This is a genomic window from Rhodoferax ferrireducens (genome assembly GCF_049302455.1).
Lineage (GTDB): Bacteria > Pseudomonadota > Gammaproteobacteria > Burkholderiales > Burkholderiaceae_C > Rhodoferax > Rhodoferax ferrireducens_B.
Genome location: NZ_JBAQMD010000062.1, coordinates 1 through 21,393, shown reverse-complemented (window position 1 = coordinate 21,393; position 21,393 = coordinate 1). Strand labels below are relative to the sequence as shown.

Sequence of the window (21,393 nt, the reverse complement as noted above, 5' to 3'; positions counted from 1 at the left end):
TAACGATACACGAGAGAATATGAGATGAAACTTCATTTACACACCTTTCGCTGGGCCTATTGGCCAGAGCGTATTCGGGGGATGTTCAATCTGAATGATCCCAGGTGGGGTCGCGGTGAGGATAAGCCAGCGGACTCAGGCGAGCCCGAGTCCGAGCCTGAACGCCAAGATACCAAAGCACCCGATACGCCCCCCAGGAATGGCAATCAACGCGGTCAAAAGCGGGGTCCCAACCAGGGCCCGCCCGACCTCGACGAGTTGTGGCGTGATTTCAATCGCAAGTTGGGTGGTTTGTTTGGTAATGTGAAAAACCCAATTCGCGGCGGTGTCGGCGGCGGCATGGGGGGTAGTGGCTCTGGTGGCGGTTTTCAGCCAGACATGAAGAACGCCGGGATTGGCATTGGCCTGATTGTTGGCGTTGTGCTGTTGATCTGGCTGGGAACAGGCTTTTTCATTGTGCAAGAAGGTCAGCAAGCGGTGATCACCCAGTTTGGCAAATACCGCTCGACCGTGGGTGCCGGTTTTAACTGGCGTCTGCCTTACCCAATTCAGCGCCATGAACTTGTTTTTGTGACACAGATCCGCTCGGTGGATGTCGGGCGCGACACAATCATCAAGGCCACCGGCCTGCGAGAGTCCGCCATGTTGACTCAAGATGAAAACATTGTCGAAATCAAGTTTGCGGTCCAGTACCGGCTCAATGATGCGCGCGCTTTCCTGTTTGAAAGCAAGGACCCGACGGCGGCCGTGGTTCAGGCTGCGGAAACCTCCGTCCGTGAAGTGGTTGGCAAGATGCGCATGGACAGTGCATTGGCTGAAGAGCGGGACCAGATTGCTCCGCGCGTACGTGCCTTGATGCAAAAGATACTCGACCGCTACAAGGTCGGCATTGAAGTGGTTGGCGTCAATTTGCAACAAAGCGGTGTACGTCCTCCCGAGCAAGTGCAGGCCGCTTTCGATGATGTGCTTAAAGCCGGCCAAGAGCGTGAACGGGCCAAGAATGAAGCACAGGCCTATGCCAACGATGTGGTGCCACGGGCCATCGGTTCTGCATCACGGCTGAAGGAAGAGGCCGATGCCTACAAGGCAAAAATTGTGGCGCAGGCGCAAGGTGATGCGCAGCGCTTTAGGTCCGTACTGACGGAATACCAAAAAGCGCCACAGGTGACACGCGACCGTATGTATGTGGACACCATGCAGCAGATTTACAGCAGCGTGACCAAGGTCATGATTGACTCCCGGCAGGGCTCCAATTTGTTGTACCTGCCACTCGACAAAATTGTCCAGATGACGGGGCAGGGCGCTGACGCCGCTGCGTTGACCGCGCCGGCGGCACCGGCGAATTCGGCAGCCGTTCCCACCATTGACGCGCGTGCCCGGGACGCTGCCCGTAGCCGTGATCGCGATACCCGCTAGGAGCCCCGCATGAACAGACTAGGTCTTATTTTTTCAACGTTTCTGGTGGCGCTTGCGCTTGCCAGTTCGATGCTGTTTGTTGTGGATCAAAGGCAATTTGGTATTTTGTACGCCTTGGGTCAGATCAAGGAAGTCATCACCGAGCCTGGTTTGAACTTCAAACTGCCGCCGCCGTTTCAGAATGTGTCATATATCGACAAGCGATTGTTGACCCTGGACAGTACCGACAATGAGCCGGTGCTGACGGCCGAGAAGCAGCGGGTGGTGATCGATTGGTATGTGCGTTGGCGCATTTCAGAGCCGACTGAATACATTCGAAATGTTGGCACCAATGAATCGGCTGGCGCCAGTCAACTCAATCGTGTGGTTCGAAATGCGTTTCAGGAAGAAATCAACAAACGTACAGTGAATGAGCTCCTGTCCGACAAGCGTGAAGCATTGATGGCGGATGTGAAACGCGAGGTGCTGGCTCAGGTGCGTGGTGCCAAACCCTGGGGCGTGGACGTGATTGATGTGCGCATCACGCGGGTCGACTATGTGGATGCCATCACCGAGTCGGTTTACCGGCGCATGGAAGCCGAGCGCAAGCGTGTGGCGAATGAATTGCGTTCAACCGGTGCTGCCGAGGGTGAAAAAATTCGGGCGGATGCGGATCGCCAACGGGAAATCACGATTGCCAACGCTTACCGCGATGCCCAAAAGATCAAAGGCGAGGGTGATGGCGAAGCTGCGCGCGTCTATGCAGAATCGTTCGGGCGTGACCCCCAGTTTGCGCAGTTTTATCGCAGTCTGGATGCCTACAAGGCCAGCTTCAACAAGAAGAGCGATGTGATGGTGGTGGATCCTGCCAGCTCCGAATTTTTCAAAGTCCTGCGCGGCAACGCTACGCCCGCGCCGACCAAAAAGTGAGATGAGAAGAAACGGGTTTGGACGCTAAGACCTTCTGGCTGGCCCTGGCCCTCGTTCTGGTGATCGAGGGCTTTTTTCCGTTCTTGTCTCCTGCGCGCTGGCGCCAAATGTTTTTGCAGATCCTTCAGTTGACCGATGGCCAGTTGCGTTTCTTCGGGCTGTGCACCCTGTCTGCAGGTGCGCTGATGATTTGCTGGCTGCTGTGACCGATTCTGGTCTGATAGCCCGGTAAAATCACGTTTTTAACAGCACCCCAAAATCACATGTCTGCTTGGGTCCTGCCGGATCACATTGCCGATGTCTTGCCGTCTGAAGCGCGGCACATCGAAGAACTTCGTCGCAACCTGCTCGATACAGCGCGTTGCTATGGCTACGAGTTGGTTATGCCGCCCTTGCTGGAGCATCTTGAATCGCTGCTCACCGGCGCCGGGGCTGCGCTCGATCTGCAAACTTTCAAGCTGGTCGACCAACTCTCCGGTCGCATGATGGGTTTGCGGGCGGACAGCACACCGCAGGTGGCCCGCATCGATGCTCACCTGTTGAATCGACCGGGCGTGACCCGTTTGTGCTACTGCGGCCCGGTGCTGCATACGCGCCCAGGGGCGCCCCATGCCAGTCGAGAGCCCCTGCAATTCGGGGCTGAAATCTATGGCCATGCCGGGCTGGAGGCTGATCTTGAAATACTGATGCTGGCACTGGACTGCCTCAAAGTGGTCAAGGTTGCCTCGCCCAGCGTGGATCTGGCCGATGCCCGCATCGTCCACGCGCTGCTCAAGGGCGTGCCGGTCGAGATCGCCTTGGCCGAACAAATTTATGCGGCGCTGGCAGCCAAGGATGCCAGCGAATTGTCCGTATTGACGAAAAAATTTCCACCATCTTCACGTCAAGGGTTGTTGGCGCTGGTGCAGCTCTACGGCGATGAAAAAGTATTGCTTGAGGCTGAAAAGGCACTCCAGCCCATGCCAGCTATCACTGAATCGCTATCAAACTTGAAGTGGCTGGCGAGTCAACTCGACGGCGCCAAGGTCAGCTTCGATCTGGCTGATCTGCGCGGTTATGCCTACTACACCGGCACCCGGTTTTCAATTTACGCGGCCGGCGCCAGTGACGCCCTGGTGCGCGGTGGCCGCTATGACGAAGTCGGTGCCGTGTTTGGTCGCAACCGCCCGGCGGCGGGATTCAGCCTTGATGTGAAGGCCCTGGTGGGCGTGCTGCCAGCGCGGCCCTTGCGCGCGGCGATCCGTGCGCCGTGGCGTGAGGCGGCTGACTTGCGTGTGGCGATCGGGTCCTTGCGTGCGCAAGGTGAAACCGTGGTCTGCGTTTTGCCGGGTCATGAGAGTGACGTTGATGAGTTCCATTGCGATCGCGAATTGATCTCGTGTAACGGGCAATGGATTGTGGCAAGTATTTAAGAACAACTGAAACGAAAGCGGAAAATGATAGCAACCAAAGGACGTAATGTCGTGGTCGTGGGCACTCAGTGGGGCGACGAGGGCAAGGGCAAACTGGTCGACTGGCTGACTGAAAGTGCGCAAGGGGTGGTGCGTTTTCAGGGCGGCCACAACGCCGGCCACACCTTGGTGATCCATGGTGTCAAGACCGCGCTGCATCTGGTGCCCAGCGGCATCATGCGTCCGGGGGTGAAGTGCTACATCGGCAATGGTGTGGTACTGTCGGCGGCCAAGCTGTTTGAAGAAATCGAGGCGCTGGAAAAGGCGGGGGTTGAACTGCGTTCACGCTTGCGTATCAGTGAAGCCTGCCCTTTGATTTTGCCGTTTCACGCCGCGCTGGATGTGGCGCGGGAAGCGGCGCGCGAGCAAGGTGGCCAGGCCAAGATCGGCACCACCGGGCGCGGCATTGGCCCGGCCTACGAGGACAAAATTGCACGGCGCGCCCTGCGCGTGCAAGACCTCAAATTCCCGGAGCGTTTTGCGCGCAAGCTGCACGAGTTGCTGGACTTGCACAACCATGTGCTTACCACCTATCTCGGTTCTGTCGCGTTTGATTTTGGTCCGACGTTGGCGCCGTACATGGCAGACGGCAAAGTGTTGTTTCAGCCGGTGTTTGACGAAGCCATGCGGCATGCCGAGCAACTCAAACCGATGATGGCTGACGTGTCGCGTGAACTCAATGAGGCACATCTCAAAGGCGCCAACCTCTTGTTTGAAGGCGCTCAAGGCACCTTGCTGGATGTGGATCACGGCACCTATCCCTACGTGACATCGAGCAACTGCGTGGCGGGCAATGCCGCAGCCGGCTCCGGTGTCGGCCCGGGCATGTTGCATTACATCCTGGGCATCACCAAGGCCTACTGCACCCGTGTCGGTGGCGGTCCGTTTCCGACCGAACTGGCGTGGGAAGTTGAAGGCACGCCGGGCTACCACATGAGCACCGTCGGCGCTGAAAAAGGCGTCACCACCGGCCGCAGTCGGCGCTGCGGCTGGTTCGATGCGGCGTTGCTCAAGCGTTCGGCCCAGGTTAACGGCTTGACGGGGCTGTGCATTACCAAGCTCGATGTGCTCGATGGCCTGCAGGAACTCAAGCTCTGCACGGGTTACCAACTCGACGGTGAATTGACCGATATCCTGCCAATGGGTGCTGATGACATCGAGCGCTGCACACCGGTTTACGAGACCATTCCCGGCTGGAGCGACAGTACCGTGGGTGTCACCCAGTTTGAGAAGTTGCCGACCAACGCGCGCCTGTATCTGCAGCGCATTGAGCAGATCACCGGCGTGCCCATTCACATGGTGTCCACCGGGCCGGACCGGGCGCAGACCATTCTGATGCGTCATCCCTATTTGGCCGACTGAGCCTGCCCAATGTCAAGTAATTTATGCCAAATTGGCCTCTAGCCCCCGTGCTATATGCGTGGTACGCTATTAATTCAGGAGTAAATTTATGTTGACGGAAGACGGCAAGCACCTGTATGTGAGTTACGACGAGTACCACAACCTGATCGAAAAGCTGGCCATCAAAATTCACCAATCAGACTGGCCGTTCGACACCATTCTGTGTCTGGCTCGTGGCGGCATGCGTCCGGGTGACATCCTGTCGCGCATTTTTGACAAGCCGCTGGCCATCATGTCCACCAGTTCTTATCGGGCTGATACCGGCACGGTGCAGGGAACACTGGATATCGCGCGCTTTATCACCACCCCCAAGGGCGAGATTGCCGGCAAAGTGCTGCTGGTGGATGACCTGGCGGATTCCGGCCACACGCTCAAGGCGGTGATCCATCAACTCAAGAACAACTACAAGCCCATTACCGAGCTGCGTAGCGCCGTGATCTGGACCAAAGGCTTGTCCACGTTTACGCCGGATTACTCGGTCGAATTTTTGCCAACCAACCCCTGGATTCACCAGCCCTTTGAGGGCTATGACGCTTTAAGCCCGGAGCAGTTGATCAAGAAGTGGAGCGTCTAGTGAATTGCTTGAAGCATCGGAGCTGACCATGGCTGACCTCACCACCACGCTGATTCATCACCCGTATGTTCCTCCGGCAGGCTTCGCCGCGCCGCAGCCGGGCGTGTTCAAGGCCTCAACGGTGATCTTTCCCAATGTGGCGGCCATGCGCAATTTTGAGTGGAAGGACAAGACCGCCTACACCTACGGTCTGCATGGCACGCCTACCACGTACATGCTGGAAGAGCGTTTGTGCACGTTAGAGGGCGGCCTGCAATGTCTGCTGCTGCCCAGTGGGCTGGCGGCCATTGCCAATGTGGCCTTGTCGCTGCTGCGCACCGGTGACGAGGTGCTGCTGCCAGACAACGCCTATGGTCCCAACAAAGTGCTGGCCGAGGGCGAACTCAAAGCCTGGGGCATCACCCACCAAAGCTACGACCCGATGAATCCGCAGGACCTGGCGGCCAAAATCGGTCCGCGCACGCGTCTGGTGTGGCTGGAGGCGGCCGGCTCCGTCACGTTGGAGTTTCCCGATCTGCGCGAGCTGGTGCGCGTGTGCCAGGCGCGTGGTGTGCTGACGGCCCTGGACAACACCTGGGGCGCCGGTCTGGCCTTTGCGCCGTTTGACCTGACGCCCGGCGCCAGTCCGGCCCTCGGTGTTGATGTCTCGGTGCATGCGCTAACCAAGTACCCCAGCGGTGGTGGCGATGTGCTGATGGGCAGCGTCATCACCCGTGACGCCTCGCTGCACATGAAGCTCAAGCTGACCCATATGCGCCTGGGGCTGGGCGTGGGGGCCAATGATGCCGAAGCCGTGTTGCGGGCACTGCCCAGCCTGGCGCTGCGCTACCGGGCGCACGACGAGACAGCGCGCATACTGGCCCGCTGGTGCGAGGCCCGCGCCGAATTTGTTCAAGTTCTTCATCCGGCGTTGATCGATTCACCTGGGCATGGGCATTGGCTCGGGCTGTGTCAGACTGAATCCGGTGGTGCAGCGGGCCTGTTCAGCGTGATTTTTGACAAGAAGTTCAGTCAGGACCAGATTGATGCATTTTGCAACGCACTCAAGCTGTTCCGGCTGGGTTACAGCTGGGGCGGGCCCATGAGTCTGGTAATGCCTTATGAACTGGCCTCCATGCGTAGCACCTGGCCGGTCTACCTGAGGCAAGGCACGCTGGTGCGCTTTTCGGTCGGTCTGGAGGCGGTTGCCGATTTGCAGGCCGATCTTCAGCAGGCCCTGCAGGCAAGCTTGGCTTGAGCATCTTCAAACAAGTTGCGTCTTGAGCGAACTGCCCTCAATGAAGCCCAGAAACAGACGCGTCAGCTCAGGATCGTGTTTTTCGCCGCTTTCCGCGCGCAGAATGGCGATGATCTCGCCATGCTTTTTGGCTGCGTGGTAGGACCGGGTAACAGCCATCGCATCGTAGCTGTCAGTGATCGAGATGATGCGTGCCGCAAGCGGAATCTGCTCGCCACGAAGGCTGTCGGGGTAACCCGTCCCATTGAAATGCTCGTGATGGTGGCGAATCGCCAGCGCGGCAGATTTTGCGCCTTTCAGATCGGTGCTCAACAGGATCTGTTCTCCAATCTCGGAATGGCCTTGCATGCATTGCCACTCAGCCTGATCCAACTTCCCCGGTTTGAGCAGCACATCATCCGGAATGCCAATTTTCCCAATGTCATGAAACGCGGCACCTATTCGAAGCGCATCGATTTCACTGGCAGACAAACCGCAATGCAGTCCCATTTCGACCGACAAAGCAAGCACACGGTCGGAATGCAAACGCGTCAGTTGATCGCGATAGCCGAGCGCGACCGACAGCGCTTTGGTGTACTTGTACAGAGCATTGAAAGTGGAGTTGGTGACCATAAGGAAGCTCTTCAACAGACAGCCCCGACTCTGCCACGTTTTTGTGGTCGTTGCCAGTGGCGATTAAAATTGCCGTTTGCCTCGACCGCTTCGGCCGCAGAGCGACGGCCCCGACCGCAGCCGGGATGCCGCAATTGATACAGCCGTGCGTGCGCTACTGCAGCAGCAGAGTATCTTGTCTTTTCCGGTCTGCCAAACTGGCTGGCCTACCACCAACGAACATGAACCGTTAAAGGAATCACCATGTCCCCAACCCCGTCGCAACAGTCCAGTGCAGTGGCCTTCCATCCGTCGGCAGCGACCATCACCTTGCCGGAAGCGGCCACCTGGCCGCTGGCTGACGTGCTGGCCTTATTCGAGTTGCCGTTTAACGACCTGATGTTTCAGGCGCAGCAAACACACCGCGCCCATTTCCCCAAGGGCGATGTCGAGCTGGCAACGCTGCTGTCGATCAAGACCGGCGGCTGTGAGGAAGATTGCAGTTATTGCCCGCAAGCGGCGCGTTACGACACCGGCGTCGAAGCCAAGAAGATGCTGGAGCTCGAGCAGGTTTTGGAGGCCGCGCGTGAAGCCCGCGCCAGCGGCGCGACCCGTTTTTGCATGGGTGCCGCCTGGCGCTCGCCCAAAGAGCGCGATATGGAAAAGGTCGAAGCGATGGTGCGCGGGGTCAAGCAACTGGGCCTGGAAACCTGCGCCACCCTCGGCATGCTCGAAGGCGACCAGGCCGATCGTCTGAAACAGGCCGGACTCGACTATTACAACCACAACCTCGACAGTGCCCCGGAGTTTTACAGCAATGTGATTTCCACGCGCGACTATCAGGACCGCCTCGATACGCTGGGGCGCGTACGGCATGCGGGACTAAAGATTTGCTGCGGCGGCATTGTCGGCATGGGTGAGTCGCGCGAGCAACGCGCGGGGCTGATTGCGCAACTGGCCAACCTGAACCCGTATCCGGAATCGGTGCCGGTGAATCATCTGGTGCAAGTTGAAGGCACGCCCTTGTATGGCATCGAGCCGCTTGATCCGATCGAATTCGTGCGCACCATCGCGGTGGCGCGCATCACGATGCCGAAAGCGCGCGTGCGGCTGTCAGCTGGCCGTCGTCAAATGGGCGATGCGGTGCAGGCGATGTGCTTCCTGGCTGGCGCCAACTCTATTTTTTACGGCGACAAGCTGCTCACCACCGGCAATCCAGAAGCCGGGGACGACCTCGCGCTGCTGGCGAAGCTCGGTTTGAAGACCCATGCCTCGACCCTGACCGAAGTGCAGAAAGAGCGCTGCGGCGGCTAAATCAATGAGAGGCAAAGACGCCAGGGATGACGCGTTCATCTGCAAATGCGGGCAACAAGTAGGAAAGACCGGTCACGATCAGCCAGAATACCTACTTGTTTAGAATTTCGCGCAGATCAGCATCCACCTATGAAAACCGTCACCAAGTCCGTCCTCATCTGGTACAGCCCGTCCGAGATGTATGTGCTGGTCACGGACGTGGACCAATATCCCAAATTTTTACCTTGGTGTGATCGCGCGCGCGTCGTCATGGGTGACGAGACCGGCATGACGGCGGAAATCGGCATTTCTTTCAGTGGCATCCGTCAGACGTTCACCACGTGCAACACGCATGTGCCGAATCGGCAGGTGGCCATCAAGTTGGTGCACGGCCCGTTCTCAAGACTGGATGGCGAGTGGAATTTTGTGCCGATTGGTGACGACTCCCAGCGCGCTTGCCGGGTAGAACTGACGCTCAACTACGGCTTTGACAATGCCACGCTGGGCAAGCTGGTGGGCCCGGTGTTTGACAAGATCGCCGCCAGTATGGTCGATGCTTTTGTCAAGCGGGCCAAACAAGTTTATGGCGAGTGACGCTTGCCTTCAAATCACGGTGGTTTATTCGCCGCGAGCCCGCGATGTGCGGGAGGTCGTGCTGCGGTTGACCGCCGGCAGCACGGCGTTGCAGGCCTTGCAGGCCAGTGGGCTGCTTCAGCTTTTCCCTGCACTTGATCCGTCCTGCCTGGCGCTGGGCGTCTGGGGTCACAAAGCCAGCTTGATGCAAGTGCTCCAGGACAATGATCGGTTGGAAATTTACCGGCCGCTCACCGTCGACCCAAAAGTGGCGCGCCGGGAGCGCTTTGCCAGACAGGGCGCCCGTAGCGCCGGACTCTTTGTGAAAAAACGCGCAGGGGCCAAGGCGGGTTATTGAGTTGAGTCGGCGATCTACGCCGCCTTTCAAACCGGCTATTGGCAGTCGGAATTCATGATGGCCTGAATACGCTTGACCTCGTTGGCGCGGGCGGTGTCATCGAGCACTTCACGCTCGCCTTTTTCATTGATTCGGCTGACACGCACGCCGGAATCGAAGTTGGCTTTGGCTTGTTTGGCGCGTGCGCAGTTTTCGACTTTGGCTTTCACCACCTTCTCTTGCTCGGCTTTGCGCTGGGCAGCCTGCGCTTCTTCTGCTTTCTTCTTCTTGTCAGCCAACTCTTTGTCGATGCCACTGAGTTTGGGCGCGCTGGCCGCGTTTTGCGCCGCCGATGCCGCGGCGACAGGCGACACCGCAGGTGACGCCGCACCTGCGTTAACCGTGGTTCTGCCAGCCATGCCTGGCCGTTTCAAAATATTTTTCTCCAGGACGTCGGCCGGGGGCGCGCGGTCGCTAAACACCTTGCGTCCATCCTTGTCGGTCCACTGCCACTGCGCCGACGCTGCCAGCGAAACCAGGCACGCGAAAAGAAACAGAATTTGCCGGATATTTTTCATGGCCGAAGTTTAGCGCTCTGCCGACGCATCTGCCTGGCGACGAACCCTGCAAACGACACTGGATGCAGCAACTGTGCCGCCGGGGAGCGCCAGAGGCGCGGGTACAATCCGCCATTTGGAGCTTAGACCATGCGCCTGATCGGCAAAGCGCTCACCTTCGACGATGTTCTGTTGGTGCCAGCGTACTCTCAAGTCCTCCCCAAGGACACTTCTCTCGCCACTCGTTTCACCCGCAATATTGCGCTCAAGCTGCCCTTGGTCTCTGCTGCCATGGACACGGTGACCGAGTCGCGTCTTGCAATTGCCATCGCGCAAGAGGGCGGCATTGGCATTGTTCATAAAAACATGACACCGCAGCAGCAAGCTGCGAAAGTAGCCAAGGTCAAACGCTACGAATCAGGCGTGTTGCGCGACCCGGTGGTGATCACGCCGCAGCACACCGTGCTGCAGGTGATGGACCTGTCGGCGCAACTCGGTGTCTCGGGCTTTCCGGTATGCGATGGTGGCAAGGTGGTTGGCCTCGTCACCGGGCGTGACCTGCGCTTTGAAACCCGTTATGACCTGCCCGTGAGCCACATCATGACGCCGCGCGACAAGCTGGTGACGGTCCCCGATGGCACGACCCTCGAACAAGCCAAAGTGTTGTTGAACCAGTACAAGATTGAGCGCTTGCTGGTGGTCAATGACGCGTTTGAACTCAAGGGCCTGATCACCGTCAAGGACATTACCAAGCAAACCAGCTTCCCCAACGCGGCGCGTGATGCGCAGGGCAAATTGCGCGTGGGTGCCGCCGTTGGCGTGGGCGAGGGCACTGAAGAGCGGGTGGAAGCCTTGGCGCGCGCAGGGGTCGATGCCATCGTGGTGGACACCGCGCATGGTCACAGCAAGGGCGTGATTGACCGCGTGCGCTGGGTCAAGAAAAACTTTCCGCACATTGAGGTGATTGGCGGCAACATTGCAACCGGTGCCGCAGCGCTGGCGCTGGTCGAGGCCGGCGCGGACGCAGTCAAAGTCGGTATTGGTCCAGGCTCCATTTGCACCACCCGCATCGTGGCGGGTGTGGGCGTGCCGCAAATCATGGCGATTGACAGCGTGGCCATGGCGCTAAGAGGCACTGGCGTGCCGCTGATTGCCGATGGCGGCATCCGCTTCAGTGGCGATATTGCCAAAGCCATCGCCGCCGGGGCCAGCACGGTCATGATGGGCGGCATGTTCGCCGGCACCGAAGAGGCGCCCGGTGAAGTGATTCTGTTTCAGGGCCGCAGCTACAAGACCTACCGCGGCATGGGCTCTATCGGTGCCATGCAACAGGGCAGTGCGGACCGCTATTTTCAGGAATCTTCAACGGGCAACCCGAATGCCGACAAGCTGGTGCCTGAAGGCATTGAAGGCCGCGTGCCCTACAAAGGCACCATGGTCTCTATCGTGTACCAAATGGCCGGCGGCTTGCGCGCCAGCATGGGCTACTGCGGTTGCGCCACGATTGAAGAGATGCAAAACAAGGCCGAGTTTGTGGAAATCACCACCGCCGGTATCCGCGAAAGCCATGTCCACGACGTGCAGATTACCAAAGAAGCACCGAACTACAGAGCAGAGTAAGAAACCACGCGGCGTTAACCCTTATGCATCAAAAAATTCTCATTCTCGACTTTGGCTCCCAGGTCACCCAGTTGATTGCGCGGCGTATCCGTGAGGCGCATGTGTTTTGCGAAGTGCATCCCTGTGATGTGACCGACGACTGGGTGCGCGCCTATGCCCGCGATGGCAAGCTCAAGGGCATCATCCTGTCGGGCAGCCATGCCAGCGTCTATGAAGAGACGACCGACAAAGCGCCACCCGCGGTGTTTGAACTGGGCGTGCCGGTGCTGGGCATTTGTTATGGCATGCAGACCATGGCGCACCAGTTGGGCGGCATCGTCACCAGCGGGCACCAGCGCGAGTTTGGCCCGGCCGATGTGCGCGCCCATGGCCATACTGCCTTGCTTGAAGGCATTCAGGACTACAAGACGGCCGCGGGCCACGGCATGCTGCAGGTCTGGATGAGTCATGGCGACAAGGTCACCGAGTTGCCACCTGGCTTCAAGCTGATGGCCAGTACTGACAGTTGCCCGATCGCCGGCATGGCCGATGAAACGCGGCGTTTTTATGGTGTGCAGTTTCACCCCGAGGTGACGCACACCAAGCGCGGGGCGGCCATTCTGGAGCGCTTTGTGCTCGATATTTGTGGTGCACGGGCTGACTGGATCATGGGCGATTACATCAGCGAGGCGGTGGAGCAAATCCGCGCCCAGGTCGGCACCGACGAGGTCATTTTGGGCCTCTCCGGTGGGGTCGATTCGTCGGTCGCCGCGGCCCTGATCCACCGGGCCATTGGTGAGCAACTCACCTGCGTGTTCGTGGACCACGGCCTGCTGCGTCTCGACGAGGGCGATCTGGTGATGGAGATGTTCGTCGGCAAGCTGCACGCCAAGGTGATTCGGGTTGATGCTGCTGACCAGTTCCTCGGGCAACTCGCAGGCGTGAGCGACCCGGAAGCCAAACGCAAAATTATTGGCCGCGAGTTTGTCGAAGTGTTCAAGGCCGAGGCTGCCAAACTCAAAAGCGACCAGTCGCGCCACGTCGCCTGGTTGGCCCAGGGCACGATCTACCCCGACGTGATCGAATCCGGCGGCGCCAAGAACAAAAAAGCGGTGGTCATCAAAAGCCACCACAACGTGGGCGGCTTGCCGGAGCTACTTGGCCTGAAGCTGCTGGAGCCCCTGCGCGAATTGTTCAAGGATGAAGTACGCGAGCTCGGCGTGGCGCTTGGTTTGCCCTATCACATGGTGTACCGGCATCCGTTTCCCGGTCCCGGTCTGGGGGTGCGGATTCTGGGCGAAGTCAAAAGGGACTACGCAGATTTGCTGCGCCGTGCCGATGCCATCTTTATCGACGAGTTGCACAACTTCATCGACGAGGCATCAGGCAAGAGCTGGTACGACCTCACCAGTCAGGCCTTCGCGGTGTTTTTGCCCGTCAAGAGTGTCGGCGTCATGGGCGATGGCCGCACCTACGACTACGTGGTCGCCTTGCGTGCCGTGCAAACCAGTGACTTCATGACCGCCGACTGGGCCGAGTTGCCTTACGCACTGCTGAAAAAAGTGTCGAGCCGCATCATCAACGAAGTGCGCGGCATCAACCGGGTCACATACGACGTGTCAAGCAAGCCGCCGGCCACCATTGAGTGGGAATGAATATATACGTTTTTGCGTGCTAGCCCGCGTGCCAATTGCGTTAATAGCTATCTTTATAGTAGCATATGGTGACCAGTCCAGCTTACAAAATCACCTTGCCACCGACCATGACCGATGACCAAGCCATGCAGTTGGCCCTGACGCAGGCGGGCCTTGCTGCCTTGGCCGGGGAAGTGCCGGTGGGTGCCGTGGTGTTGAAAGACGGGGTACTGATCGCCAGCGGACGCAACGCGTCAATTGAAACCCAGGACCCGAGCGCTCACGCCGAAATAGTGGCCTTGCGCGCCGCCGCCCGGGCCTTGGGCAACTACCGGCTTGACGGTTGCGAACTGTTTGTCACGCTGGAGCCCTGTGCCATGTGCGTCGGTGCCATGCTGCACGCGCGCCTGCAGCGTGTGGTGTATGGGGCGCCCGACCCTAAGACAGGTGCCGCCGGGTCAGTTCTTGATTTGTTCGCCAATCCGCAGTTGAACCACCAGACAGAAGTGCAGGGCGGCGTGCTGGCCGATACGTGCGCTGAGTTGTTGCAGCGTTTTTTTCAGCAAAAACGGGCCCAGAGTCAAACCGGTTGCAGCCCGCTGCGCGAAGACGCCTTACGAACCCCGGAGGCACGGTTTTGCGGCCTGCCAGACTACCCTTGGGCCGCCAGGTACGTCAGTGATTTGCCCGCACTCGCCGGGCTGCGGCTGCATTATCTCGACCTTGGCCCGCAGGAGGCACCTTTGACCTACCTTTGCCTGCACGGCCGCACGTCATGGAGTTACCAGTACCACAAGAAAATACCGGTTTTTCTGGCGGCTGGTCATCGGGTGGTGGCGCCTGACTTGATTGGGTTTGGAAAAAGCGATAAGCCGAAAAAGGAAAGCGTCCACACTTTGAAATGGCACCAGCAGTTGTTGAGCGGGCTGGTCGAGCAGCTCGACTTGAACAACGTTGTGCTAGTGGTTCAAAGCAGCAGCCAATGGCTGGGGCAAGCCCTGATGAGAAGCGCGCCAGAACGATTTGCGGAACTGTTGGTCATGGACCTGGAGTCGCCAGCCGACAGCGAACAGGCGGCCTATGAAGTTCCGTTTCCGGATCGCGGCCACCGCGCGGCGCTGCGCGCCTTCGCGTCACTGCTGGACGCAGCCCCGCAATCCAAAACAAAAATTTCATGAATAAACACATCTACATCTACTCTCCATCGGGCGCCGTGCGTGACAAGGCCGCTTTCAAACGTGGCGTGGCGCGACTCAAATCGCTGGGCCATGAGGTTGAAATTGACGAAGCGGCGCTGACCAGCCATTTACGCTTTGCCGGAGACGACGAGACCCGATTGGCGGCCATTCATCGCGCTTGCGCCAGTGGCGCCGATGTGGCACTGATCTCACGCGGCGGTTATGGCTTGAGCCGCCTTCTGCCGGGTATTCACTACAAAGCAGTGGCCAAAGCGATTGATCAAGGCACGCGCTTCGTTGGCATCAGTGATTTCACGGCGTTTCAAAGTGCCGTGCTGGCGAAAACCGGGCGCGTCACCTGGGCTGGCCCTGCGCTGTGCGAAGGTTTTGGCGTGGGTGGCAAGACGGACGGTCATGACGCTGAACTTCCACTGACAACCACCGGGCCGACCCATGCCGTGCCCGACGACATCATGGAAGCCTGTTTTGACGATTTGATCTGTGGGCAAGGGGAGGGGGCCGGCTGGCGGCAATTGCGTGAGCCGCACCTGAGCGACAAGAACTCTGATGCCGCATCTTCAAATGCTAATGATTTAATAGCAACTAATGCAATATCGACGGGGGCTGCAGCCTCATTTGGCATAAATAAGTCAGTACTTTGGGGCGGCAATCTGTCGGTGCTGGTCTCACTGCTGGGCACACCGTATTTTCCAGAGGTCAAGGGCGGCATCCTGTTTCTGGAAGATGTGGCCGAGCACCCCTACCGGATCGAACGTATGCTGACGCAGTTGTTGCACGCGGGTGTGTTGGCGCGGCAAAAAGCGATTTTGTTGGGCCAGTTCACCGAGTTCAAACTGGTGCCACATGACCGGGGCTACAAATTGCAGACGGTCGTGAACTGGTTGCGCCAGCAGATCAAAGTCCCGGTGCTCACCAACTTGCCCTATGGCCATGTCGCCACCAAAGTGCTGCTGCCCGTGGGGGCCAAAACCGATCTTTTGGTGCAGGGACGCGACGCCTTGCTGTTTTGGGGCCACGCCTGAAAAGGCGGGGATATGCCCTAAACTCGATCCAAGATCAAGAAACGGAATCAGCTGGGTATGGGTGAGCACACGACTGTCGTATTTGCCGATCTGTTTGGCAGCACAAGTGTCTTTGAAGCCTTGGGGAATGCCAAAGCCACTCTGGCTGTAACGCAGATTACGACCTGGATTGCCATCGTGGTTGAATCGCACGGAGGGAGGGTTGTCAAAATGCTGGGCGACGGGGTGCTGGCCCTGTTTAAGGACAGCGCGTCCGCCATCAATGCCGTGGTCGAGATACAGCGCCGACATCAAAAACGCATGACCCTGGTACCCCCCGCCCAACGAATGCCGATCCGCATTGGTGTTGCCAGTGGCGATGTCGAGCTCCTGGCTGGTGACTGTTATGGCGATGCCGTCAACATCGCGGCGCGTCTGAGTGACCTCTCGGGTGCGCATCAGATCTGGGCCAATAGCGCAGCGCTGGACAGCGCCACGGAAGCAGAAGGTGTGCGCTTTCGAATTCTGGGGCCGATCAACATCCGCGGGCGCGCCGAGCCGTGTACCGTCTACCAGGTCGATTGGCAGGAAGACGTCGCCTCGGCTTTTCTGACCAAGCAGGCCGAGGTGGACCCGCAGTTTGATGTGACTCAAACCGATGTGCTGGGCGGCCAGATTGAGTTGAGCTGGCTTGGCAACCGCAAGACTTTCCAGTCGTTCGAGCTGCCGATTCACATTGGACGCATGCATCAGGCCGAGGTGGTCGTCAATGACCCGCGCGTTTCCCGCACCCACGCGCGTGTTGACTGGCGCAATGGCAGCGTCATGCTGGTGGACCTTAGCTCCTACGGCTGCTGGGTGCGGTTTTCAGGCGGCGGCTCCGACCTGTTGCTCAGGCGCGAAGAATGTGTCTTGCATGGGCGCGGCGAAATTGCCCTTGGAACATCGTTTGCCGACCAGAACGCGCCGACCTTGCATTTTTCAGTGTCCTGAGACCGCGGCCCCGAGTCAACTCTCACTGGAGAACAACATCGACAAGCAAATCTGGTTAAAAAACTATCCCGCCGGAATGCCAGCCGACATCAATCCCGACCTGTTCACGTCAATCCCCGATCTGCTCGAAAAGACCGCGACCAGGTTTGCTGACCGACCGGCTTTTCACAACCTCGGCCACACCGTGGACTATGCCGAGCTGGAGCGCCTGACGCGTGAATTTGCCGCCTTTTTGCAGGGATTGCCGGGCATGGCCCAGGGTGACCGCGTCGCCATCATGGCGCCGAACCTGCTGCAATACCCGGTGGCACTGTTCGGCATCCTGCGCGCTGGCATGGTCGTGGTGAATGTCAATCCGCTGTACACGCCGCGTGAAGTGGCGCATCAGTTGCAGGATGCCGGCGCCAAAGCCATTGTCATTGTTGAGAATTTTGCCAGTGTGCTGCAGCGCGTGCTCAGCAACACGCCGGTCAAGCATGTGATCACCACGCAAGTCGGAGACCTGCTGCCGTGGCCGAAACGTTCGTTGATCAACTTCGTCATCAAGAAGGTTAAAAAGATGGTGCCTGCCTGGCGCATTGATGGCGCGATTGGCTTTCGGGCGGCGCTGGAACGCGGCGCAAAGTCGTCGTTTAAGCCGGTTCAAGTGACGCGCGAGGACATCGCATTCTTGCAATACACCGGCGGCACCACCGGTGTCTCGAAGGGTGCCATGCTGACCCACCGCAACATCCTGGCCAACGTGGAGCAAACGGGTGTCTGGATATCGGCGAGCTTTCAGGAAGGCAGCGAGATTGCCATTGCGCCATTGCCGCTGTATCACATCTTTTGTCTGACCTCGACCCTGTCGTTCATGAAGTGGGGGAGCCTGATCGCGCTGATTACCAATCCGCGCGACTTGCCGGCACTGATCAAGGAGCTCGGGCGCTGGAAGTTCAGCGTCATGACCGGCGTCAATACCTTGTTCAACGGCCTCTTGAATGCCCCAGGCTTCGACCAACTCGACTTTTCGACGTTGAAGGTGGTGGTGGGCGGTGGTGCCGCGGTGCAAAAGACCGTGGCCGAGCGTTGGCAGCAAGTCACTGGGCGTTACATCACGGAAGCCTATGGCCTCACAGAAACCTCGCCTGGGGTCTGCGCCAATCCGCTGGCCACACCCTGGAATGGAAAAATAGGTTTGCCCATCCCATCCACCGAGGTGTCGATCCGGGACGAACACTTCAACGAGTTGCCGGTCTGGCACGGCGAGGGCGATCTGGAGCAACACACAGGCGAGATTTGCATCCGCGGCCCGCAGGTGATGAAGGGTTACTGGAACAACCCGGCAGAGACGGCCAAGGTGATGCAGGACGGTTGGTTAAAGACCGGCGATGTCGGACACCTGGACGGTGAGGGCTATTTCGCCATCACCGACCGCAAAAAAGACATGATTTTGGTCTCTGGCTTCAACGTCTACCCGAACGAAATCGAGAGCGTGATCGCGATGCATCCGGGGGTGCTTGAATGCGGGGCGGTGGGCATACCCGATGAAAAAACGGGCGAAGCGGTGAAAGTGGTGGTTGTGAGAAAAGACCCCAGCCTCACGAAAGACGACATCATCGCGCACTGCAAGACCCAACTCACCGGCTACAAGATGCCGCGCCACATCGCGTTTTGCGATGAATTACCCAAGACGCCGATCGGGAAAATCCTGCGCCGCGATCTGCGCGACATGCCCAAGAGCTAGCTGCCTTAACGGCGCTCAAGGGAAAGGCAGGGTAGGCGAAGTCTTCGCCAGCCCTTGCGTCCTCCTTGTTTTGGTTTAGTGCAAGCCGCTTATTTTGTCGCGTTCCAGGCCGCTGTCGAGTCTGTCCAACAGTGCCTTGCGGGCCTTGAGTTTGGTGTTTTTGTGCGCCGTCATGTTGATCTTCTTCAAACGCTGGGCGACTTCCACGGCTGTAACCAGCAACTGATCGATGGCAACCACCTGGTCAAAAAAGCCCGCGACCAGCGCTCCCTGGGGGGTGAACATTTCAGCGCTGATGACCGAGCGCTGAAAGGCCGACGGGCTCAAGCGGTCACGCGCCAGTTCGATACCTACATGGTGCATGGTCATACCGATCTGCACCTCGTTGAGTCCGATATTGAACGGCCCCTCGACGCCAATTCGGTAGTCGGCTGCCAGCAACAAAAATGCGCCCTTGGCAACGGCGTGACCCGGACAGGCGACGATGAGCGGAAACGGATGGGTCAGCATGCGACGCGTCAGCCTTGACCCGGCAGTCACCAGATCAATCGCATTTTGGGGGCTGGACATCATGACCTTCAGATCGAATCCACCGGAAAGAATGCCCGGCTTGCCAGTCACGATCACCACCGCGCGATCTTGCTCGGCTTGATCCAGCGCCTGATTGAAGTCGATGATTAGATCGGGCGACAGGGCATTCACCTTGCCATTGTCCAACGCCAGCGTGGCAACACCATCCGCAAGATCGTACGTAACCAGTCTGCTCATGATCAATATCCTGTAAGTGGCAAAGCGGACAGTCTAACCGTAGCAACGTAACTTAACATAATATACATCGTATGAAGTACGATTCAGATCAAGCTACCATTTCTCTTTCGGCTGGCGAGCCCGCACAAAGGCGGAAATCATCTCGGCGGACTCCGCACGGTTGGCGCGCTGGGCAAAGTCAATCGCGGACAGCCCCTGGTCATTCTTGAGCATGGGGTCTGCGCCGGCTTCAAGTAGCAGCTTGACGGCCATTGGCGTGCCATAGCTGGCTGCCATCATCAGCGGCGTGCTGCCGTTGGGTGAAGCTGCATCGATATAGGCGTAGTTTTCCAACAGCAGGTTCATCACCGCCAGATGCCCATGGGTGGCCGCGTAATGCAGCGGCGTCCAGCCTGGCTTGTTGACGTCCGCGCCCTTGTTGATGAGCTGCTGACAAATCTCCGTCAAGCCGTTGATGGCCGCCAGCATGAGTGGGCTTTCGTCCTGGCGATTACGCGTCTCGACCTTGGTTTTCGGCCAGTTGATCAGGACGGTCGCCACCTCGAGCGAGGGTTCCCTTATGGCCAGCAACAAACCATGTTCACCCGCCGGATCCAGCGTATTGGCATCAAAACCCCGGTTTAGGAGTCCAATGACCGTGTTGGTATCGTTGTGCTTGATGGCAGTAAAAAAATCGTCATACGAACCAGCATGACAGAAAGAATAACTAATTAAAACAATAAGATAAAAGACATATTTAAAGTTAAACATTAACTTACTCCTTGCCCGGAATTCACAACAAAACCCCTTTGAACAGCGTCTCGAAATTGCGACTGGTGATTTCCGCGATGTATTCCACCGGGCGGTGTCGGGTCTCAGCCAACTGCGCCGCCACAAACGGCACCAGCGACGGATTGTTGGTTTTGCCACGGTAAGGCACTGGCGCCAGATAGGGACTGTCGGTCTCAATCAGCAGACGGTCCAGCGGCACAAAGGCAGCGACGTCGCGCAGGTCCTGGGCGTTTTTGAAAGTCAGGATGCCGGAAAAAGAGATGTAGAAACCCAAGTCCAGCGCCGCTCGCGCCACGTCAAGCGTTTCGGTAAAACAATGAAAGACACCCCCGGCGCTTCCCAAAGTGCCGTTTTCACCTTCTTCTCGAAGTATGCCCAGGGTGTCGTCGGATGCGCATCGGGTATGAATCACCAGTGGTTTGGCCAACTGCCGGGCGGCGTGGATGTGGGTGCGAAAGCGCTCGCGTTGCCACGCCATGTCTGCCACGCTGCGCTCGCCCAGACGGTAATAGTCAAGCCCGGTTTCACCGATCCCGACCACGCGCGGCAACTGGCCGCGGCTGAGCAGATCCTGCAGGCTGGGTTCCTGCACGTCTTCACTGTCGGGATGGACACCCACCGTGGCCCAAAAATTGTCATATTGGGTGGCCAGCGCATGCACAGCGCCAAACTCCTCCAGCGTGGTGCTGATGCACAAAGCGCGATCCACCCGGGCCTCGCTCATGGCCTGCCGGATGGCCGGCAGTTGGGAGATCAGTTCAGGAAAATTGAGATGGCAGTGGGAATCGGTAAACATAGGTATCAGTCAAAGGCAGCGGGCGGTTTGTCAGACCGGCAGTGCCGAAAAGCCGTCCCCCTACTCTGTGTTGTGGCGCAAAGCGGCAGTTCAGATCGTTTGGGTGGGCCGATCAGAGGCCAAATGGCCACCCAGAATTTCTTCAATTTTGAGCTTGAGTAAACGCGATTTTTCGTCCTTGGGAAACAGAATGCCAACGCCCTGCGTACGGTTGTTGGCCGCCCTGGGCGGCGTCACCCAAGCCACTTTGCCCGCAATCGGGTAACGCTGTGGATCTTCCGGCAGGGACAGCAACACATAAACATCGTCGCCCAACTCATACTCGCGCGCTGTCGGAATAAAGATGCCACCCTCGGTAAACAAAGGGATATAGGCCGCGTAGAGCGCCGACTTTTCCTTGATGGCCAACTGAATGACACTCGGACGTGGGGTGACTGGCGTTGAGTTACTCATGGGCTTTTGCTAGTTCTTTGCATTGATGGCATTTTGCGCCTGACTCACCACTGCTTCCAGCATCAAACCGCAGTTAAATGGGTGCTCCACCGTGCGCACGGCTGCTGCCAGCGC

21 protein-coding genes and 1 pseudogene are annotated in these 21,393 nt (G+C 58.4%); 16 read left to right on the top strand and 6 right to left on the bottom strand.

Translation table 11 applies throughout. The features are described from left to right. Nucleotides 1–24: 24 nt before the first annotated feature. From hflK to WA157_RS10865, 7 genes are all read left to right on the top strand, one after another. Nucleotides 25–1,416, top strand: a complete 1,392-nt coding sequence (gene hflK, locus WA157_RS10895) for an FtsH protease activity modulator HflK (protein ID WP_422620976.1) — start codon at nucleotides 25–27, stop codon at nucleotides 1,414–1,416. A 9-nt stretch (nucleotides 1,417–1,425) separates the two neighbouring features. Further along, nucleotides 1,426–2,325 (top strand): protease modulator HflC, encoded by a 900-nt coding sequence (hflC, locus tag WA157_RS10890; RefSeq protein ID WP_422620975.1) that lies wholly within the window; start codon nucleotides 1,426–1,428, stop codon nucleotides 2,323–2,325. Between the two features lie 17 nt (nucleotides 2,326–2,342). Next, the gene (locus tag WA157_RS10885) at nucleotides 2,343–2,531 is read left to right on the top strand and encodes a DUF2065 domain-containing protein (protein ID WP_422620974.1); all 189 of its coding nucleotides are present in this window, start codon (nucleotides 2,343–2,345) and stop codon (nucleotides 2,529–2,531) included. 57 nt (nucleotides 2,532–2,588) lie between these two features. After that, on the top strand, nucleotides 2,589–3,737 hold the full coding sequence (locus tag WA157_RS10880; protein WP_422620973.1) for an ATP phosphoribosyltransferase regulatory subunit: 1,149 nt from the start codon (nucleotides 2,589–2,591) through the stop codon (nucleotides 3,735–3,737). 24 nt (nucleotides 3,738–3,761) lie between these two features. Next, the gene (locus WA157_RS10875) at nucleotides 3,762–5,138 is read left to right on the top strand and encodes an adenylosuccinate synthase (RefSeq protein WP_422620972.1); all 1,377 of its coding nucleotides are present in this window, start codon (nucleotides 3,762–3,764) and stop codon (nucleotides 5,136–5,138) included. An 88-nt stretch (nucleotides 5,139–5,226) separates the two neighbouring features. Beyond that, nucleotides 5,227–5,751, top strand: coding sequence for a phosphoribosyltransferase (locus WA157_RS10870; protein ID WP_422620971.1), 525 nt, complete (start codon nucleotides 5,227–5,229; stop codon nucleotides 5,749–5,751). A gap of 28 nt (nucleotides 5,752–5,779) precedes the next feature. Continuing rightward, nucleotides 5,780–6,988, top strand: coding sequence for a PLP-dependent transferase (locus tag WA157_RS10865; protein ID WP_422620970.1), 1,209 nt, complete (start codon nucleotides 5,780–5,782; stop codon nucleotides 6,986–6,988). 6 nt (nucleotides 6,989–6,994) lie between these two features. Here the strand turns inward: WA157_RS10865 and WA157_RS10860 are convergent, their stop codons facing one another. Then, nucleotides 6,995–7,600 (bottom strand): HD-GYP domain-containing protein, encoded by a 606-nt coding sequence (locus WA157_RS10860; RefSeq protein ID WP_422620969.1) that lies wholly within the window; start codon nucleotides 7,598–7,600, stop codon nucleotides 6,995–6,997. 243 nt (nucleotides 7,601–7,843) lie between these two features. Between WA157_RS10860 and bioB the strand changes: the two genes are divergently transcribed. From bioB to WA157_RS10845, 3 genes are all read left to right on the top strand, one after another. After that, complete coding sequence (gene bioB, locus WA157_RS10855) at nucleotides 7,844–8,893, top strand: biotin synthase BioB (RefSeq protein ID WP_422620968.1); 1,050 nt, start codon at nucleotides 7,844–7,846, stop codon at nucleotides 8,891–8,893. Between the two features lie 129 nt (nucleotides 8,894–9,022). Continuing rightward, complete coding sequence (locus tag WA157_RS10850; RefSeq protein WP_422620967.1) at nucleotides 9,023–9,466, top strand: type II toxin-antitoxin system RatA family toxin; 444 nt, start codon at nucleotides 9,023–9,025, stop codon at nucleotides 9,464–9,466. Beyond that, nucleotides 9,456–9,803 (top strand): RnfH family protein, encoded by a 348-nt coding sequence (locus WA157_RS10845; RefSeq protein ID WP_422620966.1) that lies wholly within the window; start codon nucleotides 9,456–9,458, stop codon nucleotides 9,801–9,803. The genes WA157_RS10850 and WA157_RS10845 overlap by 11 nt, the downstream gene beginning before the upstream one ends. Nucleotides 9,804–9,838: 35 nt before the next feature. Here the strand turns inward: WA157_RS10845 and WA157_RS10840 are convergent, their stop codons facing one another. Continuing rightward, on the bottom strand, nucleotides 9,839–10,360 hold the full coding sequence (locus WA157_RS10840) for a DUF4124 domain-containing protein (RefSeq protein ID WP_422620965.1): 522 nt from the start codon (nucleotides 10,358–10,360) through the stop codon (nucleotides 9,839–9,841). A 129-nt stretch (nucleotides 10,361–10,489) separates the two neighbouring features. Between WA157_RS10840 and guaB the strand changes: the two genes are divergently transcribed. From guaB to WA157_RS10810, 6 genes and pseudogenes are all read left to right on the top strand, one after another. Beyond that, on the top strand, nucleotides 10,490–11,959 hold the full coding sequence (gene guaB / locus WA157_RS10835; protein ID WP_422620964.1) for an IMP dehydrogenase: 1,470 nt from the start codon (nucleotides 10,490–10,492) through the stop codon (nucleotides 11,957–11,959). A 23-nt stretch (nucleotides 11,960–11,982) separates the two neighbouring features. Beyond that, entirely contained in the window at nucleotides 11,983–13,593 is a 1,611-nt protein-coding gene (gene guaA / locus WA157_RS10830; protein ID WP_422620963.1) for a glutamine-hydrolyzing GMP synthase, read from the top strand. A gap of 107 nt (nucleotides 13,594–13,700) precedes the next feature. Further along, nucleotides 13,701–14,723 (top strand): annotated as a pseudogene (tadA, locus tag WA157_RS10825) (tRNA adenosine(34) deaminase TadA); the annotation flags it as partial. A 23-nt stretch (nucleotides 14,724–14,746) separates the two neighbouring features. Next, nucleotides 14,747–15,793: an LD-carboxypeptidase gene (locus WA157_RS10820; RefSeq protein WP_422620962.1), complete on the top strand. Its 1,047-nt coding sequence runs from the start codon at nucleotides 14,747–14,749 to the stop codon at nucleotides 15,791–15,793. A gap of 57 nt (nucleotides 15,794–15,850) precedes the next feature. Further along, entirely contained in the window at nucleotides 15,851–16,765 is a 915-nt protein-coding gene (locus tag WA157_RS10815; RefSeq protein WP_422620961.1) for an FHA domain-containing protein, read from the top strand. A gap of 76 nt (nucleotides 16,766–16,841) precedes the next feature. Further along, a complete protein-coding gene (locus WA157_RS10810) occupies nucleotides 16,842–18,491 on the top strand; it encodes an AMP-binding protein (protein WP_422620960.1) in 1,650 nt (549 codons plus the stop codon). Between the two features lie 75 nt (nucleotides 18,492–18,566). Here WA157_RS10810 and WA157_RS10805 read toward each other — a convergent pair whose 3' ends face one another. The 4 genes from WA157_RS10805 to WA157_RS10790 all read right to left on the bottom strand — a co-directional run bounded on the left by WA157_RS10805 (nucleotide 18,567) and on the right by WA157_RS10790 (nucleotide 21,279). Further along, the gene (locus tag WA157_RS10805; protein WP_422620959.1) at nucleotides 18,567–19,259 is read right to left on the bottom strand and encodes a crotonase/enoyl-CoA hydratase family protein; all 693 of its coding nucleotides are present in this window, start codon (nucleotides 19,257–19,259) and stop codon (nucleotides 18,567–18,569) included. Nucleotides 19,260–19,352: 93 nt separating this feature from the next. Then, nucleotides 19,353–20,009: an ankyrin repeat domain-containing protein gene (locus WA157_RS10800; protein WP_422620958.1), complete on the bottom strand. Its 657-nt coding sequence runs from the start codon at nucleotides 20,007–20,009 to the stop codon at nucleotides 19,353–19,355. A 22-nt stretch (nucleotides 20,010–20,031) separates the two neighbouring features. Continuing rightward, a complete protein-coding gene (locus WA157_RS10795; RefSeq protein ID WP_422620957.1) occupies nucleotides 20,032–20,826 on the bottom strand; it encodes a TatD family hydrolase in 795 nt (264 codons plus the stop codon). A 90-nt stretch (nucleotides 20,827–20,916) separates the two neighbouring features. Beyond that, nucleotides 20,917–21,279, bottom strand: a complete 363-nt coding sequence (locus WA157_RS10790; protein WP_011464547.1) for a PilZ domain-containing protein — start codon at nucleotides 21,277–21,279, stop codon at nucleotides 20,917–20,919. Nucleotides 21,280–21,393 lie beyond the last annotated feature (114 nt).